At 37.0% G+C, this 17,384-nt stretch carries 16 protein-coding genes, 1 pseudogene and 1 other annotated feature; of the genes and pseudogenes, 13 read left to right on the forward strand and 4 right to left on the reverse strand.

Annotation, left to right across the window (positions count from 1 at the left end; all coding sequences use genetic code 11):
- The first annotated feature begins 105 nt into the window (after positions 1–105).
- On the forward strand, positions 106–2,022 hold the full coding sequence (thrS, locus tag N784_RS14075) for a threonine--tRNA ligase (RefSeq protein ID WP_036835905.1): 1,917 nt from the start codon (positions 106–108) through the stop codon (positions 2,020–2,022).
- A gap of 136 nt (positions 2,023–2,158) precedes the next feature.
- Here thrS and N784_RS14080 read toward each other — a convergent pair whose 3' ends face one another.
- A complete protein-coding gene (locus N784_RS14080) occupies positions 2,159–2,563 on the reverse strand; it encodes a hypothetical protein (RefSeq protein WP_036835907.1) in 405 nt (134 codons plus the stop codon).
- 242 nt (positions 2,564–2,805) lie between these two features.
- Between N784_RS14080 and N784_RS14085 the strand changes: the two genes are divergently transcribed.
- The 6 genes from N784_RS14085 (at position 2,806) to N784_RS14110 (ending at position 9,544) form a co-directional block, all read left to right on the forward strand.
- Positions 2,806–3,936 carry an HAD family hydrolase gene (locus tag N784_RS14085; RefSeq protein WP_036835909.1) on the forward strand — a complete coding sequence of 377 codons (1,131 nt, stop codon included), beginning with the start codon at positions 2,806–2,808 and terminating at the stop codon, positions 3,934–3,936.
- A 224-nt stretch (positions 3,937–4,160) separates the two neighbouring features.
- The gene (locus N784_RS14090; protein WP_036835910.1) at positions 4,161–5,078 is read left to right on the forward strand and encodes a proline dehydrogenase family protein; all 918 of its coding nucleotides are present in this window, start codon (positions 4,161–4,163) and stop codon (positions 5,076–5,078) included.
- 37 nt (positions 5,079–5,115) lie between these two features.
- Positions 5,116–6,663 carry an L-glutamate gamma-semialdehyde dehydrogenase gene (pruA, locus tag N784_RS14095; protein ID WP_036835911.1) on the forward strand — a complete coding sequence of 516 codons (1,548 nt, stop codon included), beginning with the start codon at positions 5,116–5,118 and terminating at the stop codon, positions 6,661–6,663.
- 145 nt (positions 6,664–6,808) lie between these two features.
- The gene (locus N784_RS14100) at positions 6,809–8,089 is read left to right on the forward strand and encodes a PucR family transcriptional regulator (protein ID WP_036835912.1); all 1,281 of its coding nucleotides are present in this window, start codon (positions 6,809–6,811) and stop codon (positions 8,087–8,089) included.
- Positions 8,090–8,304: 215 nt separating this feature from the next.
- The gene (locus tag N784_RS14105) at positions 8,305–8,928 is read left to right on the forward strand and encodes a YpjP family protein (RefSeq protein WP_036835913.1); all 624 of its coding nucleotides are present in this window, start codon (positions 8,305–8,307) and stop codon (positions 8,926–8,928) included.
- Between the two features lie 79 nt (positions 8,929–9,007).
- Complete coding sequence (locus tag N784_RS14110) at positions 9,008–9,544, forward strand: NUDIX hydrolase (protein WP_036835915.1); 537 nt, start codon at positions 9,008–9,010, stop codon at positions 9,542–9,544.
- A gap of 138 nt (positions 9,545–9,682) precedes the next feature.
- Here the strand turns inward: N784_RS14110 and serA are convergent, their stop codons facing one another.
- From serA to N784_RS17275, 3 genes and pseudogenes are all read right to left on the reverse strand, one after another.
- Positions 9,683–11,269, reverse strand: coding sequence for a phosphoglycerate dehydrogenase (serA, locus tag N784_RS14115; RefSeq protein ID WP_036835917.1), 1,587 nt, complete (start codon positions 11,267–11,269; stop codon positions 9,683–9,685).
- Positions 11,244–12,413: a pyridoxal-phosphate-dependent aminotransferase family protein gene (locus N784_RS14120; protein WP_036835920.1), complete on the reverse strand. Its 1,170-nt coding sequence runs from the start codon at positions 12,411–12,413 to the stop codon at positions 11,244–11,246. The genes serA and N784_RS14120 overlap by 26 nt, the downstream gene beginning before the upstream one ends.
- A 54-nt stretch (positions 12,414–12,467) precedes the next feature.
- Positions 12,468–12,681 (reverse strand) — a binding site (T-box leader).
- A gap of 209 nt (positions 12,682–12,890) precedes the next feature.
- Positions 12,891–13,070: pseudogene (locus tag N784_RS17275) on the reverse strand (hypothetical protein); the annotation flags it as partial.
- On the opposite strand from N784_RS17275, the gene N784_RS17200 reads away from it, so the two are divergent.
- The 6 genes from N784_RS17200 to N784_RS14145 all read left to right on the forward strand — a co-directional run bounded on the left by N784_RS17200 (position 13,067) and on the right by N784_RS14145 (position 17,361).
- Positions 13,067–13,339, forward strand: a complete 273-nt coding sequence (locus N784_RS17200) for an ATP-binding cassette domain-containing protein (RefSeq protein ID WP_156965276.1) — start codon at positions 13,067–13,069, stop codon at positions 13,337–13,339. The pseudogene N784_RS17275 and the gene N784_RS17200 overlap by 4 nt on opposite strands.
- A 148-nt stretch (positions 13,340–13,487) precedes the next feature.
- Positions 13,488–14,753: a dicarboxylate/amino acid:cation symporter gene (locus N784_RS14125; RefSeq protein WP_036835922.1), complete on the forward strand. Its 1,266-nt coding sequence runs from the start codon at positions 13,488–13,490 to the stop codon at positions 14,751–14,753.
- A 248-nt stretch (positions 14,754–15,001) separates the two neighbouring features.
- Positions 15,002–15,313, forward strand: a complete 312-nt coding sequence (locus N784_RS14130; protein ID WP_036835924.1) for an SDR family NAD(P)-dependent oxidoreductase — start codon at positions 15,002–15,004, stop codon at positions 15,311–15,313.
- Positions 15,314–15,357: 44 nt separating this feature from the next.
- The gene (locus N784_RS16405) at positions 15,358–15,726 is read left to right on the forward strand and encodes a helix-turn-helix domain-containing protein (protein WP_332307856.1); all 369 of its coding nucleotides are present in this window, start codon (positions 15,358–15,360) and stop codon (positions 15,724–15,726) included.
- Between the two features lie 545 nt (positions 15,727–16,271).
- Complete coding sequence (locus N784_RS16410) at positions 16,272–16,721, forward strand: M57 family metalloprotease (RefSeq protein WP_269745339.1); 450 nt, start codon at positions 16,272–16,274, stop codon at positions 16,719–16,721.
- Between the two features lie 16 nt (positions 16,722–16,737).
- Entirely contained in the window at positions 16,738–17,361 is a 624-nt protein-coding gene (locus tag N784_RS14145) for a hypothetical protein (RefSeq protein ID WP_036835930.1), read from the forward strand.
- Positions 17,362–17,384: the final 23 nt, after the last annotated feature.

A 17,384-nucleotide genomic window follows, 5' to 3' on the forward strand; every position in this document is an offset into this window, starting at 1 on the left:
CAATTGTGATGGGAAATTGGGTGGAACCACGGGCATAGACACACGCTCGTCCCTTTTACAGGGATGAGCGTGTGTCTATATTTTTGTCTAAAAGGAGCGATAGGAATGGAGAAAGAAATAGTGATTACATTCCCCAATGGAGAGGCTAAGCCATACGCTTGTGGGGTTCGTTTACTGGATATTGCAGAATCGATTAGTCCAACTCTACGTAAAAAGTCAGTAGTCGGGAAGGTTAATGGTCATTTATACGATATGAGAAGGTGCGTCAAAGAAAATGCTAATTTAGAACTGTATGACCTTTCATCTTCCACAGGTTTAGAAGTGATGAAGGAGACAGCAGCTTATGTATTAGCTCAAGCACTACATCGCTTGAATGGAGAAGTGCAATTGGGCAAAGGTTGTATTACTGACAATGGGTTTTACTATGATGTCAAAGCGGCTTATCCTATTACATCTGCTGATTTATCAACGATTGAAAATGAAATGAATCATATCATACAGGAAAATCGTCCAATTACACATGAAATAGTATCGAAAGAGGAAGCTATTCGTTTATTTGCTTCCAATCCGTTAAAGCTAGATTGGTTAGAAAGTTTTGCTGCAAATTCGGAGGAGGTATTGATATATAGACAAGGGAATTTTACTGATATCGTCAATAGACCGCTTTTACCATCGCTAAAGGATGTAAGGGCATTTGCATTAATGAATATTGCTGGTGCTTATTGGCAAGGAGATAGTAACAATCAAATGCTTGAAAGAATATACGGAGTGGCATTTGCTTCTAAAGAAGAAAAAGTAGAATATTTTCATTTTATTGAAGAAGCAAAAGCAAGAAATCATCTAAAGTTAGGAAAAGAATTAGCATTGTTTATGTTCTCAGAAGAAGCGCCAGGGATGCCATTTTACTTACCAAACGGCCATCATATTCGAAATGAACTTGAAAGCTTTTTACGCCATCTACAACATACCTATCATTATCAAGAAGTCCATACTCCAACAATGATGAATCAACGACTATGGGAGAAGTCTGGGCATTGGCATCATTATCAAGAAAATATGTATTTCTCTCACAAAGATAATCAACAACTGGCACTAAAGCCGATGAATTGCCCTGGTCATATGCTCCTATTTAAACATACATTACGTTCCTATCGTGATTTACCGATTCGAATATCGGAATTTGGCCATGTTCACCGACATGAATATAGCGGAGCATTAAATGGACTCTTGAGAGTACGTTCGTTTTGTCAAGATGACGCTCATTTATTTGTTACCTATCAACAAATAGAAGAAGAAATAAAAGCCGTCCTCCATTTAATAGATCATGTCTATCAAACGTTCGGCTTTCCATATACAATAGAGCTTTCAACAAGACCTGAACAATCGATGGGAGATGATGCCTTATGGAATCAGGCCGAACAATCATTACAGAATGTGTTAGAGGACTTAGGCTATCCCTATACAGTCAATGAGGGAGACGGTGCTTTTTATGGTCCTAAAATTGATATTCATATTGAAGATGCGTTAAAGCGAAAACACCAATGTGGAACTGTTCAACTTGATTTTCAAATGCCTGAAAAATTCGACTTATCTTATGTGAATGAACATGGAGAATACAGTCGCCCAGTTGTAATTCATCGTGCAATTTATGGATCTATTGATCGTTTTTTAGCGATTTTAATCGAACATTTTGCAGGTGCGTTTCCTGTTTGGCTAGCACCAATTCAAGCAGCTGTTCTACCTGTATCTAATTTAGTACACAAACAAGCTGTCTTACAAATAATTCATCGCTTAAAACAAGAAGGCATTCGAGTAGAAGGCGATATAAGAGATGAAAAGCTCGGCTATAAAATAAGGCAAGCCCAAAAGAAAAAGATTCCATACATGATAGTGATAGGCGATCATGAGGTAGAAAATGAGACAATTAATGTAAGGAGGTATGGAGAGAAGGATTCATATAATATAGAACTGGAGCATTTTATGAACGATGTAAAACAATTGATAAAAGAAAGAACACTTTAATGCAATAAGAAAAAATATCCTGGTTCTCTTTTTTTTGACCAGGATATTTTTTCTTGTATTCCATCATATTGTTACTTAGTAGCAACTCCGAACATTAAAAAATAATAAACAAATACCATCTTATCAATACATCTTTTTAATGAAAGAAAATATCTTGAGTTTGATCACTATCTTCTAGTACATTTCGAAAATGAATCGCAATCTCCGTATTCTGCTGTCGGAATTCGTCTGTTACTTGTGATTTATTCGCAATTGTTAATGACTCTTTTGATGGTAGTTTCTCTATTTCAATATAAAATGGTTCGGCTCCTGGACGATTGATTGTTCCAGATAATATTCGTAGTTGTTCTCTTGTATGTTGCATTAATTGTACATCGGTCCAAGAAATTTCTCCATTATACATATCGTCATTATATACATGAGCAAAATGCATCGCTTCCATAACAGCTTCGGCTGCATCGATATAAACGTTTGAACTGCCAATGATTGTATTCATCACTCCATCTCTAACTAACGGACGGTACACATCGCTTTGTGGCATAAACATCATCCTCCGAGGTTGGTTTCCTTTTATTTTGGGTAATAGGATAGATGTTATACATATATTGACCTTTTTTTGTTCCAATTACAAAAACGCGTTCCTTATGTATAAAGAAGTATAACGAAAGACGAGTAAAAAAATTAACCTCTATATAGCATCCTTTAACTTCTTAATTCACACTATCCATCATCACTTTATCTTGCTAAAATGGAGGTTAAAGAATAAAGGATGAGGTGACGAAATTGACAAAGACAATTCTTTTTGATGTGGATGGAGTTTTATTAAGTGAAGAAAGGTATTTTGATTCTTCTGCTTTAACCGTTTGGGAACTTCTTCATAGTGATCAATACATAGGAATACGTCCAGACATTTTTAAGACGAATGTAACAATGGAAGAAATTAAGGAAATACGTTCTACTTATTTTGATGATGATCGTGTTCTTTCTTTTATTAAAGCGAGAGGCATTAATGCAAACTGGGATATGGTTTATTTAACGAGTGCATACCAAATAATCGTCTTATTAGAACAAATAATGGAGGAAGAAGGTGCGTTTGTACAAAGCTTTTTGCAAGCAGATATCAATCAGCGAGCATTGCTTCAACTCAATCAAAAGCTTCAGAACAAAGTGATAGAATTACAGCTCACCTCATTTGTTGACGATTTTCAGAAAGGGAATGCGACAAAAGGAGAAATGCTTCCATACTTAAATCGCATTGCATATGAAAAGCTAGGTGTAGAAACCGATGTGTTTGCTCGTAATAGTTCACTTTGGGAGTTGTGCCGAGAGACGTTTCAAGAATGGTATGTTGGTGATGATATGGTGGAGGCTTCAACAGGCAAGCCAACGAAGCAACCAGGTAAAGAGGGGTTTATGCAGTTTGAACAACCTCTAGCTGATGTAAATAAGATTCAACACCTATTCGAACAGTTAAACAATCAAGGATTTCGTGTTGGTATTGGGACAGGGAGACCAAAGTTAGAAACAATGGAGCCTCTACGTGCATTAGGGTTGCTTCCCTTTATTGATGAAAAGCGAATTGCAACTGCATCTGATGTGTTAGTAGCCGAACAACAATGTCCTGATCAAGCACCACTCGCAAAGCCACAGCCATATACGTATGTGCTTGCATGGTTAGGTAATGATCAGCCTGTAGAAAAGGTGTTAAATCAATCTCTACCGTTAGTTGGTGAAGAAATTGTTATTGTGGGGGATTCGGTAGCAGACGGTTTAGCAGCGCAAACAATGGGAGTTACATTTGTAGCTGTGTTAACAGGACTCTCTGGTAAGAAAGCACGCCCATCTTTTGAGGAAATGGGGGCAGACTACATTATAGATAATGTTATAGACATAGCTAATATACGATTCGAATGAACATAAAACCAAGGGCAGCCTTGGTTTTTGTTATGGCAGTATTGGTTGCGCTTACACGAATTGTGTGAACACCACAAAAATCGACATGATAATTGTGGTTTGTCCACGTTGCGTTCGAGTCGTTAAAATAGTTATACTATTCATAACGAAACAAATTGTTAGACACCTAGGTTATCCCTTTGTAGAAGAGATACCATATAGTCATTAATAAGGGAGTGATCACCTTGCAAGCACTAAGCAAAAACTTTTTTCTTTATTTGTCTAATAACAAAACACTAGATCGTCTCGCAAAGAGATGGGGGCCAAAGTTTGGTGCTAGTCAAATTGTTGGTGGAGAAACGTTTGAAGAGGCAATCCCACTCATTAAGCAATTAAATGAGCAAGGACTGCACTTAACTGTCGATCACTTAGGTGAGTTTGTGAATTCTGAAGAGGTAGCCAAAGAAAGAGCGCATGAGTGTGTGGAAACTATTCGACATATTCATCAGCATCAGTTAAATTCAGAAGTATCACTAAAGCTTACTTCATTAGGCTTAGACATTCGTCATGACCTTGTATGGGATAACATGATTATGATTATGGAAGAAGCCAAGAAATGCAATGTTGTCGTTACCATTGATATGGAAGACTCTACGAGAACGGAGAAAACGTTAGATATCTATAAATCTCTTAAGGAAAAGTATGACAATGTAGGAACTGTTATTCAATCTTACTTGTATCGTACAGATCAAGATATCGATGATCTAAACACCTATAACCCTTACCTTAGACTTGTAAAAGGTGCATATAAGGAACCAAGTGATGTTGCATTTACAGACAAGCCCGATGTGGATAATAATTTAAAGCACATCATTAAAAAGAATCTATTAAATGGTCATTATACTGCAATAGCAAGTCATGATGATGCCATGATAGATTTTACAAAGCAATTTGCTAAAGAAAACAATATCCAAACAGATCAATTTGAATTTCAGATGCTTTATGGAATGCGCAATCAAACGCAACTTGACTTAGTGAAAGAAGGGTATAAAGTCCGTGTCTATTTACCATATGGTGATGACTGGTATGGCTACTTTATGCGCCGTCTAGCGGAAAGGCCAGCCAATGTTGCGTTTGCATTAAAAGGCGTATTTAAAAAATAAATATTTTGTTTTTTAACTATAGAAGGGAGAATGTTCCATGTACACACCATACAAACACGAACCATTCACGGATTTCTCAATTGAGGAGAACAAGAAAGCATATGAAGCAGGTTTAGAAAAAGTTAAAAGCTACCTAAACCAAGAGTATGATTTAATTGTAAACGGTGAGCGTATTAAAACAGATGATAAGATTGTTTCTACTAACCCAGCGAAGACAGATGAAGTAGTAGGAACTGTTTCTAAAGCCACTCAGGAAATTGCTGAGCAAGCGATGCAAGCTGCTTCTGACGCTTTCGAAGATTGGAGAAAATGGTCTGCAGAAGCACGCGCTGGAATCCTTTTCCGTGCAGCAGCGAAAATCCGTCGTAGAAAACATGAATTCTCTGCGCTACTTTCTTATGAAGTAGGGAAGCCTTGGAAGGAAGCGGATGCTGATACTGCTGAAGCAATAGACTTCTTAGAGTATTATGCTCGTCAAGCAATTGAAGTAGATAAAGGCAAGCATGTGGAAAGTCGCGAAGGTGAAATGAACTGCTACGTATACACTCCTTGTGGTGTAGCCGTTGTTATTCCACCTTGGAACTTAGCACTTGCAATTATGGCAGGTACGACAGTTGCTCCATTAGTTACTGGTAACACTGTTGTGATGAAGCCAGCAAGTAACAGTCCGGTTACAGCAGCTAAATTTGTTGAAGTGCTGGAAGAATCAGGTCTTCCAAAAGGGGTGCTTAACTTCGTACCTGGAAGTGGGAAAGAAGTAGGAGATTACTTAGTTGATCATCCTAAAACGGCTTTAATTTCTTTCACTGGTTCTCGTGATGTAGGTGTACGTATTATGGAACGTGCAGCTAAATTACAACCAGGCCAAAACCACCTTAAGCGTGTTATTGCAGAAATGGGTGGAAAGGATACCGTTGTAGTTGATAAATCTGCAGACATTGAAACTGCAGTAAACGCAATCGTTGTTTCTGCATTCGGATTCTCTGGTCAAAAATGTTCTTCCGGATCACGTGCAGTAGTTCACGAAGATATTTATGATGAAGTGCTAGATCGTGTAGCAAAGCTTACGAAGGAACTAACAGTAGGTAATGCAACGGAATCCAACATTTACATGGGACCTGTAGTAGATCAAGCAGCATTTGATAAAATTATGAGCTACATGGAAATCGGAAAAGAAGAGGGCCGTCTTGTAGTAGGTGGTACTGGTGATGATTCAACTGGTTACTTCATTCAACCAACCATCTTTGCTGATCTTGCGCCTACTTCTCGTATGCAACAGGAAGAAATCTTCGGCCCAGTTGTTTGCTTCACTAAAGTAAAAGATTTCGATGAAGCTATTGAAGTAGCAAATAACACAGAATATGGCTTGACTGGTGCTGTAATTTCTGAAGACCGTCAGAACATCGAGAAAGCAGCGCGTGACTTCCATGTTGGTAACTTATACTTTAACCGCAACTGTACCGGTGCTATTGTTGGCTACCAACCATTTGGCGGATTTAAAATGTCTGGTACGGACTCTAAAGCAGGCGGACCAGATTACCTTGCACTACACATGCAAGCTAAAACAATTTCAGAAATGTTATAAAAATAGTAACGATAACGAGGGCCCTTCTTATAAGAGAGGGGTTCTTTTTATTTTGTTCCTTTTTCTTTTGCTTGGAAACCGATATAATAAATAGTACATTATATTAAAGAGCGCCATGCTTGGTATAAAAGAAAGGGAATGTGATGTGGAGGTTAAAAAGCAAATACTTCAAATAGAAGATATACATAAAATAACAGAGTTAATAAGTTCAACGTTGCATAAACCTATTATTATTGAAAATAAAAATTTTGAATTGATTTCGTATAGTTCGTCTGTTGATGAATTTGATCAAACGCAGCAGAAAACAATTTTATCCAAAAAGTGTCCTGTTTTTATTATCGACCGCTTAAAAAAAGAGGGTATAGTGCATAAACTCGAGAACAAAACAAAGCCGATTCGCATAGAAGCGATGGAAGAGCTTGGATTTCACCAACGTATCGTAGTAGCTGCTAGACACCTTAACCATACAATGGGCTACATTTGGGTACAAGAAGCAGATAAGCCATTAGAACAAGACGAAATCTCTTTGTTAGAAGAAGTGTCAGCCCATGTAGGTAAGTTAATTTATGATACGTACAATAAATGGAGTGCATCAGAAGGAAGAAAAGATGAACTACTTTGGGAATTAATTCACCAGGAATATAGTGCGGAGAAACAGTTTAAACAAGATGCAGCATTAGCAAAATTACCATTACCAGAGCGTTTTGCCATTTTGGTATTTTCCTTAGTCAATCTTCAGCAGAAAAGCTTACTTGATTACGTAGAAGAGACAATCAATCAATTACCTTCTCGATCTAAAATTCAAATGTTAAAAACAGAATTTCAAGTCGTTTTAATTGTTCACGGCTTGAAAGAAGAAAGAGACTCTGCCACTTATTTGGCGAGACAGACAATCGATAATGTGAAAGACGCTTTAAACAACGATGATTTTTACTCCTTTATGATCGGTTTAGGTAAAGAATACGATACATTATATCATGTCAGAAAAAGTTTTTTAGAGGCATTAGAAGTAATAGAGACGGCCAATTTTTTAACGCCTCGCCCTGATGCGATGCCGAGAGAATTTTCCCAATTAGGTGTGTATCGGTATTTAGCAACATTATATGAAAAAAATAGTTCTGAAGATTATTTTAGTGAAGATCTCTTAAAGTTAATTGTCAAAGATGCTGAAGGTCAAACAGATTTGCTTAAAACGTTAGAAGTATATCTTGCCAATAACGGAAAGGCAAAACAAACGGCTAATGAACTATATATTCATCCCAATACACTGAATTATCGCATTAAACAAATGGTAGAACTTACGAATATAGACTTTAACAATTTTAATATGAAGAGTTATTTATATACAGAATTACTATTATTAAATAATGTTCCCGCCTATTATAAACGTTACAAAGATGCAATAAGAAACAATCAAGCGCACTAAATTTTAAGTGAAGCAATTTCTTAAGTTTCGTTCATCTGAATATCCGAACAAATGGATTAAAAGTTTGTTAAAAAAAGAACTATTCCGTCGTTGAAGCGAAAAATTATAATTTTATTACAATGTAATCGTTTTATTAAGTTTCATTAATAGGAATACAAAATAACCAATCCTATGTTAAAATAGAAAATAGAGTAATAATCAAGGGAGATATTGGCATGAAACGTTGGCTGATCAAAAGCTTTGTAACGTTAGTAACTATTTTAACATTAGGACTATATATTCCGCCTTATTCCATCGATACTAGTGCGGCTGAAGACAAGGAGCCATCTTCATCGAATAAGGGAATTGATGATATACAGAGTGGCACTACACATACTACTGTTTTTGATAATATACCACCGTCTAGCGAAGAAGTGGTTCACGTACGATCGACCGACGCATATATTCAAGACTTAACGGAGAAGGCAAAAGAACAAACAGTTACAAAAATGGGGCCAAGAATTATGGACAAGCTCGAAGATGATATGACCGCTTTGATTCTTCCAAGTATTGAGGTCGTAGTAAAGCAACTTATCAAGACGGAAAATGAAGCTTCCATTCCTTATTATGAAATTACAGAACAACCTTCTGCTGGGTATGGGGAGAAGATGTTTCATTTATACAACAAACGAACAAATGAAGAAATGGCTCGTTTTCACGTAAGAAGGGATAAACGCCCTGGTGAAGGATATTGGTTTAACTTCCATTATCATATGCGAGAGGATAACTTTCTAGAGCATCATCCAATTGGAGATATTTACTGGGATAAAAATACTCCTCCTAAGTGGATGGCTATGTAAGTGAAAGCTATTTAAATACGTTAAAGGTGCTTGCTTAACTGTAGCGAGCACCTTCATTTATATAAAAGGGCGAGTGATTATGCGACGATGGAAAACGTTACAAAGCGACTATATAGTAAAAAGTCCATATGGGAATATTAGAAAAGATGCCTGTCAATTGCCAAACGGGAATGTCATAGACGCCTATTATGTAAAAGAATATCGCGATTGGGTGAATACTGTCGTAATAACACCTGATTTAGATATAATTTTAGTAAAGCAATACCGTCATGGGGTGCAAGATTTCTGTTACGAACTTCCTGGTGGCATTGTTGATGACGGGGAAAGCTTCGAACAAGCTGCAATGCGAGAAGCGTTAGAAGAAACAGGATACACAAGTAATGAATCTGCGATCAAACTAGGTACTTTTGCTGTGAATCCAGCGGAGCAAAACAATTATATACATAGCTACTTAATCCAAAACGCTCATTTAGTTACAGGTCAACATTTAGATGAAAACGAAGAGTTAGATGTTGTTCGCTTTTCTTTTCAGGAAATGGAGCATAAAATAAAACGAGGAGAAATAAAGCAATTATTTACCGTCAATGCGTTTCATATTGCGAAATTACATATATAGTTAACTATTAGGGGTTGAATGTGTTGGAAATTTTTATGGGTTTTTTTATTATAACGATATTAATTGTCTTTTTCACAACCGTTGTGATTCTGTGGAAAAAGAAATGAGCCCTCGTATGCAATGAAGGGCTCATTTTTGTTACAGTCGAATTTCCTTCACACTATGAATGTGATTTATTTGTTCTAGGTCACGAAATGCGTCTTGATTAAATAATGAATCAATGGATAGCATCATGATGGCTTCGCCGCCTTCTTGTTTTCGACCTACTTGCATTGTAGCAATGTTTACTTGATGCTTGCCTAATGTTGTACCAACCAGCCCAATCATACCTGGAATGTCGTTGTGCTGAATGTATAGCAAGTGATCTTCTGGAGCCATATCAATGGAGTAGTCATCAATTTTAATAATTCTTGGACCGTATCCTGCAAGCATTGTTCCAGAGATGCTACGCTTTCCTTGCTGCGTTTCAATTGTTACGGTTATTAAATTTTTAAAACCTAGTGAAGAGGTGGCGTGTTCAACAGAGTATGTTAAATTATATGTCTTTGCCATATGAAATGTATTGACAATATTAACTTTATCTCCTAAATGATAGCTTAATAGTCCCTTCATAATCCGCCGCGTTAAAGAAGCAGTATCAAAATCAGACAACTCACCGCCATACGTAACGGTCACTTTCATTGGTGCTTCTGTCACGAGTTGAATGGCCATTTCACCTAGTTTCTCTCCAAGTAAATAATAGGGTTGCAAGGCTCTTCTTACTTCAGAAGAAATGGTAGGCATATTCACTGCATTTTTAAAGCTTTCACCGTTTAAGATTGCTATTATTTCTTCACTAACGTCTTGCGCCACAAGTGTTTGGGCTTCTTCTGTCGATGCGCCAAGATGTGGCGTTGCGATTACCTCTGGTCGGTCGAGCAATGGGTGATCCATCGCCGGTTCTTTTTCAAAAACGTCTAATGCAGCGCCAGCAACAATGCCTGACTCGATTGCACGTAATAGAGCTCCTTCCTCAATGATGCCACCCCGAGCACAGTTTAAAATACGAACCCCTTGTTTCATTTTAGTAAATGCATTGTCATCGATCATATGCTTCGTTTCTTTCGTCAATGGCGTGTGCACCGTTATAAAATCTGAAGTGGCATAAATGTCTTCTAAAGAGCCTTTCGTTATTCCTAATTTATCCGCACGCTCCTCCGTTAAAAAAGGATCATATGCAATAATAGTCATGCGACACGCCTTGGCTCTACGGGCAACTTCACTACCGATACGCCCCATGCCAATGATACCAAGCGTTTTACGATGTAGTTCCACACCTTTAAAGGATTTACGATCCCATTTTCCATTCATGAGCGTTTGATAGGCTTGCGGAATGTGTCTCGCTAAGGCCATCATCATTGCAAACGTATGCTCCGCAGTGGAAATCGTATTACCATCAGGTGCATTCACGACAATGATTCCTTGCTCTGTAGCTGCTTCTAAATCAATATTATCGACTCCAACACCAGCCCGACCAATGACTTTAAGGTTGGTGCCCGCTTCTAATAGCTCCTTTGTAACAGTCGTTTGGCTACGAACAATGAGTGCATCGTAACGATTAATGACGTCTTGAACTGTCACATTAGTAAACTCGTTCATATAATCGACTTGAATATTGTCTTGATTCAAAAGTGGTTGCAATCCTTCTGCACTAACTGGATCACTTACAAGTATTTGATATGTCATTTCGATATACCTCCTGAGCTGCTTTAACACCAGCACCTAATTGAATTGTTAATCCACAATCTAATAATCCCATTTCTATAATCGAAACCGTCGTTAATATATCTACAGGTGAGCAATACCCCATATGACCAATACGAAAGATTTTTCCTTTTAATTGTTTCTGACCCCCAGCTAACGTTAAACCATATTGCTTATTTACGTGACTGCGAAATGTGTCCACATTTAACCCTTCTACAGCTTTTACTGCCGTAACAGTAGGGGAGGCTACTTCATCATTGGTTAAAAGAGGGAGGTGTAATGCTTTCATAGCAGCTCGCGTCATTTCTTTCATTAATTCATGTCGTTTAAATACTTGATCTAATGTTTCCTCCTCCATCATTTCGCAAACAGCTTGCAAACCTTTAATAAGAGAAACAGCAGGAGTGTACGGTGTCATCGCGTTTTCCCATTGTTTGTAATACGCTTTTAAATCAAAATAAAAAGAAGAAGCTTTTGTTTTTTCGATTATTGCCCAAGCTCGTTTACTTGCAGAGATTAGCGCTAACCCTGGCGGAAGCATCATCGCTTTTTGTGAACCAGTAACGAGAATATCAATGTCCCATTCATCCATTTTAGCTGCAACTCCACCAATGCAACTGACTCCGTCTACGAGCGTTAATGCATCCGTATGTTCTCGAACAACTGCCGTTAATTGCTGAATCGGTTGGATCACACCAGTCGATGTTTCGTTAAATGTCAATAGTACTGCCTTTACATGAGGATATGATTGCAAAGCTTGCTTTAATTCGTTTGGGCATACAGCCTCTCCCCAAGCAACATTTAATCGATGTGTTACTAAATCGTGTTTCTCACATATAGCTGCAAACCTGTCACCGAAAGCTCCTGCAACTACAACAAGTACTTCATCTCCCGCTCCTGTCACGTTATCAACAGCTACTTCAAGTCCACCTGTACCACTCGCTGTCACAATAAAAATAGGTTGTTGTGTACCGAAAATAGGTTTTAACCTTTCACTCGTATCCGCAAAAAGTTGAGCAAATGAACTACTACGATGACCTATCATAGGTTCGTTCATGGCATGGCTTACTTGTTGGGGAATGGGAGTAGGCCCAGGCGCTCTTAAAAACGTTTGATTTACTAACATATTTATCTCCTCCTATATAGTTATAAAACTCAAAAAGCGCCCCTTGCTATGAAAGCAAGGGGCGCTTAAATACGCGGTACCACCCTATATTTGTTATCTACTAAAAAATAAATAACCTTCAAACGATAACGGCGTGGCACCGGGTATTCCTACTAACCATTCAGATACCAGTTCAGAAGTGCTCAATTCAAGCTTGTTTGTCGATTCACAGCAACCATCGACTCTCTGAAAAACAATTCTTTGAATCTGTCTTCATCAATACTTTTTTATAATATGATTAAAAGCATTTTAGCATGTTAGTGTAATAGTGTAAAGGATAAATTATGAATTAGGGTATTTTTGCACGTCCCTTCGAAAAGGAAGTGGAATAAGATGTTCCAAATAATTCTTAAGTGATCATCTATGTAAGAAGGGCACTTTATTACATTAAAGTGAAAGCGGTTTTTGAGATGATGGGATGGTGCTCTCCTTAACTACTCAATCATAAAATTGAGACAATCCCTGTATGATAGCACCCATATTAACGGGCTCAGGATATTTATTAAATTTGTAACGATTGTAGAGAGTGATATGCTGCCATGAAACGAGGGAAATTCGTTTTAACGTAATACTAGCATTGTAGTAAATGATACAGTTCGAGATCAAACGGCTACATTCTCCCCGATTTTAGTGTCCTCTGCACATATCATTTATCCGGAGGGGAGCAACAGCGACTTGCCTTATCAAGACTAATAATTAAGGTTTGTGATTTTATCCTTGCAGATGAGTCAACTGGATCTTTGGATCAAACCTACAGAAATATAGTTTTGGGATATTTTATCTCAGTTAAATCACGATGGAAAAACAATCGTAATCGTGTCTCATGTTCCTTTTGTAATGGAATGTTGCCAAAGAGTTGTAAATTTAGCATTTCAGCTTGCTATTAAACAGATCTCACATCATGTACGCCCTATATGATGAAACGTCTTATCGTCACAAACTGCTTCGTTAATTCCATTAAACTCTTTTCTTTTTCTATTAATCATACTATGATAATAGAGTTGTTATTATTTTTGTAGAAAGGCTGGAGAGTTTGTGAAAAAGTTTGTGAAGAACTATCGATTTACATTATCATTATTATTAGCTATTATCATCGGTGGTACTGCTGGTGTTGTATTTGGTCCGGATGCAGCGGTCGTTAAACCGTTCGGGGATCTATTCTTAAATTTAATGTTTATGATAATCGTTCCGCTCGTCTTCTTTAGTATTGCATCAGCCATTGCATCAATGGACGGCATGAAGCGTTTAGGTAAAATTATGGGTAGCATTTTCGTTGTATTCCTTGTAACTGCCCTTTTATCAGCTGTCGTTGGCATGGTAGGAGTCACAATCTTTAATCCTATTGGGGAAGAAAATGTTGATATGATTAAAGATTCGATGGAAGCATATCAAGTAGAGGAACAGCCGGACGTAGAGGATGTAACGTTGTTAGGTCAATTAGTTAATACTTTTACGGTTCCTGATTTTTCTTTAATGCTTTCAAAAAGTAATATGTTGCAATTAATCGTATTTTCTATTTTGTTTGGTTTAGCAACAGCTTTGGCTAAAGAAAAAGGAAAACCGATGGCCAACTTCTTATCATCTGGCTCTGCAGTAATGATGAAGATGGTTTCTATTATTATGTATTATGCCCCTATAGGTTTAGGGTGTTATTTTGCCGCTATTATTGGTGATTTAGGCCCACAGTTATTAAGTGGGTATGCTAGAACGTTTGCCTTGTACATGTTAATAACGGTTATTTATTATTTTGGCTTCTTTACTTTGTACGCCTTTATTGCAGGTGGTAGAAATGGTGTGAAGGTATTTTGGCGAAATGCGGCCGAACCTTCTGTGACAGCATTAGCGACTTGTTCAAGTGCTGCAAGTATTCCGGCTAATTTAAATGCTGTTAATAAGATGGGGGTTCCAAAGGATATTGCTGAAACTATTATTCCGCTTGGAGCCAATACACACAAAGATGGATCTGTATTTGGCGGCGTAGTTAAAATCGTCTTCTTGTTTGCTTTATTTGGCAAAGATATGACGAGTTTGTCCAGTATTGCCGCTATTATTGCTGTATCCTTTCTTGTAGGTGCTGTTATGGGTGCTATACCAGGTGGTGGTATGATTGGCGAGATGCTTATCTTGAGCGTGTTTGGTTTCCCGCCAGAGGTGTTACCGATTATTGCAGTTATTAGTACAATTATTGATGCGCCAGCTACATTGTTAAATTCAACAGGAAACACAGTGTGCGCCATGCTCGTAACGCGTATTGTTGAAGGGAAAGATTGGCTTAAAAAACAAGTAGCTATAGCAAAATAATCGATGCTGACATTTATATAACCCTATTCCGATAAATGGAATAGGGTTATTTTTATGCATCCAGTTTGTATCGTGATAAACAATCGCTTATCAACATAGCCATTATCTAGAAATCCTTATTTATAAAATGCTGTTTTTTAATGATACCATGAAGTTATAATTGGCATAGAAATTGCATTATACATGTAGTGAAGGGAGTAATATCTACTTTTGTAAACGTTTTCTTCATAACGTAGAGGAGGCTTTAGATGGTCGCGAATAAAGTAGTCTTTATTACGGGTGCTGCAAGTGGAATAGGGTATGAAATTGGTGTGGAATTTGCCAAACAAGGAGCAAAAATTGCTTTCAGTGATGTGAATGAAAACGTACATGAAGTGGTTAAGGATTTAAATGAGAAGGGATATGATTGCATTAGTTTTACATGTGATGTAACAAAAGAAGACGATATTCAACAATCTATTCAAGCGACGTTTAATCATTATGGAAGAATGGATGTTCTAATAGGGGTAGCGTCAGGAAAATGCGGATTTACAACGTTAAGCATATTCCAAGGGCGCTAACCTCATTTCTAACAACGTTAAGAAAGCTTTAAGGGTCTTAAAGAATCAGCCGAGACAATCTTCTTCGAATTAAAATTCGAAATAAGAAAGCAAATTTAAAATCCATTAAGGACACTTGGCTGGATTTAGCTGAAGATAATCCGTATAGCCAATTCTTAATAACGGTAATGGCTGGTGTGAACCAGTTAGAAAGAGACTTAATCCGTATGCGACAACGTGAAGGAATTGATTTAGCTAAACAGGAAGGTAAATATATAGGAAGAGTAAAAAAGTATCATGGAAACCATGCAGGAATGAATTATGCTGTTCAACTTTATAAGGAGGGCAACATGACCGTAAAAAAAATTTGTGAAATTACAAATGTCTCAAGGGCAGCTTTATATCGAAAATTGAATAAGGAAAAAAAAGTCTGACAAGCAACTAATTTTTTCAAATTTCTTTGTTTACATCAAATTGCAAGTTTCCAAGGCATTTTTAATCACACTATATTCAAAGCTACATAATTAAAGAATAAAAATAGATAAAAGCTTGTACTTAGTGTACGTTAAGGATATCTATGATTATGAGATTATCGGTGGTCTTAATTCTTTAATACTATTGATTGCCTTTTGTTTAACCCCTTGTGAATATGGTGAAGAAATATAAATATGCTTTAGGAAACCTGTTCATATTTTTTAGCTCTTACCATCATAATTATACTGAATATTTCCCAATATGAGAAATCTATTTTTGTGATATACTTATAATAACAAAGATAGAAGTTTAATAATTTCAGTTTGGTTCCAAAAATATTATGTAGGAGGAATTAGATGAGCATTAAAGTTCGAAAGTTTTTCACACTATTTATAGTTACGCTTCTTTTGTCAATTGGATCTTTTTTGTAGGAAGTAATATTTCAAAGGCGTCATCAGCATTTACTTTCGGAGGTCACTGGAGTAATGAGGACTCTATCCCTTACATTAATAACGTTAGTTCAAATTACTCCACTTTGAAGACGCTTACAAACAATGCTGCATTAAATAACATTAATAATTATCAATACACTGTAACTTACCGAAAGTATAGTAGTTTGGGAAGCCGTCAAGTTATAGTGGATGATGTTTATTTACCAAGTGTATCCTGGACAGGCAGAGCATCAGGAGCTGCAAGTAACTGGGATGGTAATTATCACTATTACGATATAAATGTAAAGCTAAATGTCGGAAATGGAATTTTAAGCTATAGTAACAGTAAACTAACTGGATTAATAGCTCATGAATTGGGACATGCTGTTGGTTTGGAGCATAGAACTACTAGTAATGGGGGAGGAAGAGATTTCCTAATGTACCCTTATGATTCACGTTATCAGTACACACCAAATAGCACCGAAGATGCTACCCTTTACAATCTTTACTATCACCAACTATAAAAAGGAGTGAGAAAATATGAAACAATTTACACGTATTTTATTATACGTTTGTGTGTGTGTTGTAGTGGTGGGTGCCGGTTATTTAGGTTATGAAAAAGAAAAAGATACGACATCTACTGACAGCAATATTATACCAGTCCATGCCTCGTGGGGGGATGAAGCAAAAGATGTTAAAAGTTTGATAAAAGAATCAGATCTAGTGGTTGTAGGCAAGATGACAGAGCAAATGGCATCTTATCAACCATTCGAAAACTATGAAGATACCTTTACAGATGCCAAATTTACAGTTGGTGAAATCATTAAAGGTGATATTTCATCAAAAGAAGTAGTAATATCCCAATATGGTGGGGAACGGAAAGATGGAAAAGTGGAAGTCTTTGAGAGTTTACCATTAATGGAGAAAGATACATCATATTTGTTGTTTCTTACCAAAATAGAAGATGATACTAATAGAGATGGTAAATATCAAACAACAGGAGGGCCTCAAGGCTATTATACATTACTAAATAATAGTAACTTTAGTACATTTGCTTTGGATGATTTTGAAATTAATGGTACTGTAAATGGAGAAATTAATGAGAAAGTTGAGAACACAAGTATTGCTGAGTTACGTAGCATGGTAACAATTCAGAATGATTAGTCTAGTAATATTCTTTTGGTGAA

The organism is Pontibacillus litoralis JSM 072002, assembly GCF_000775615.1.
In the GTDB taxonomy this organism is placed as follows: domain Bacteria; phylum Bacillota; class Bacilli; order Bacillales; family BH030062; genus Pontibacillus; species Pontibacillus litoralis.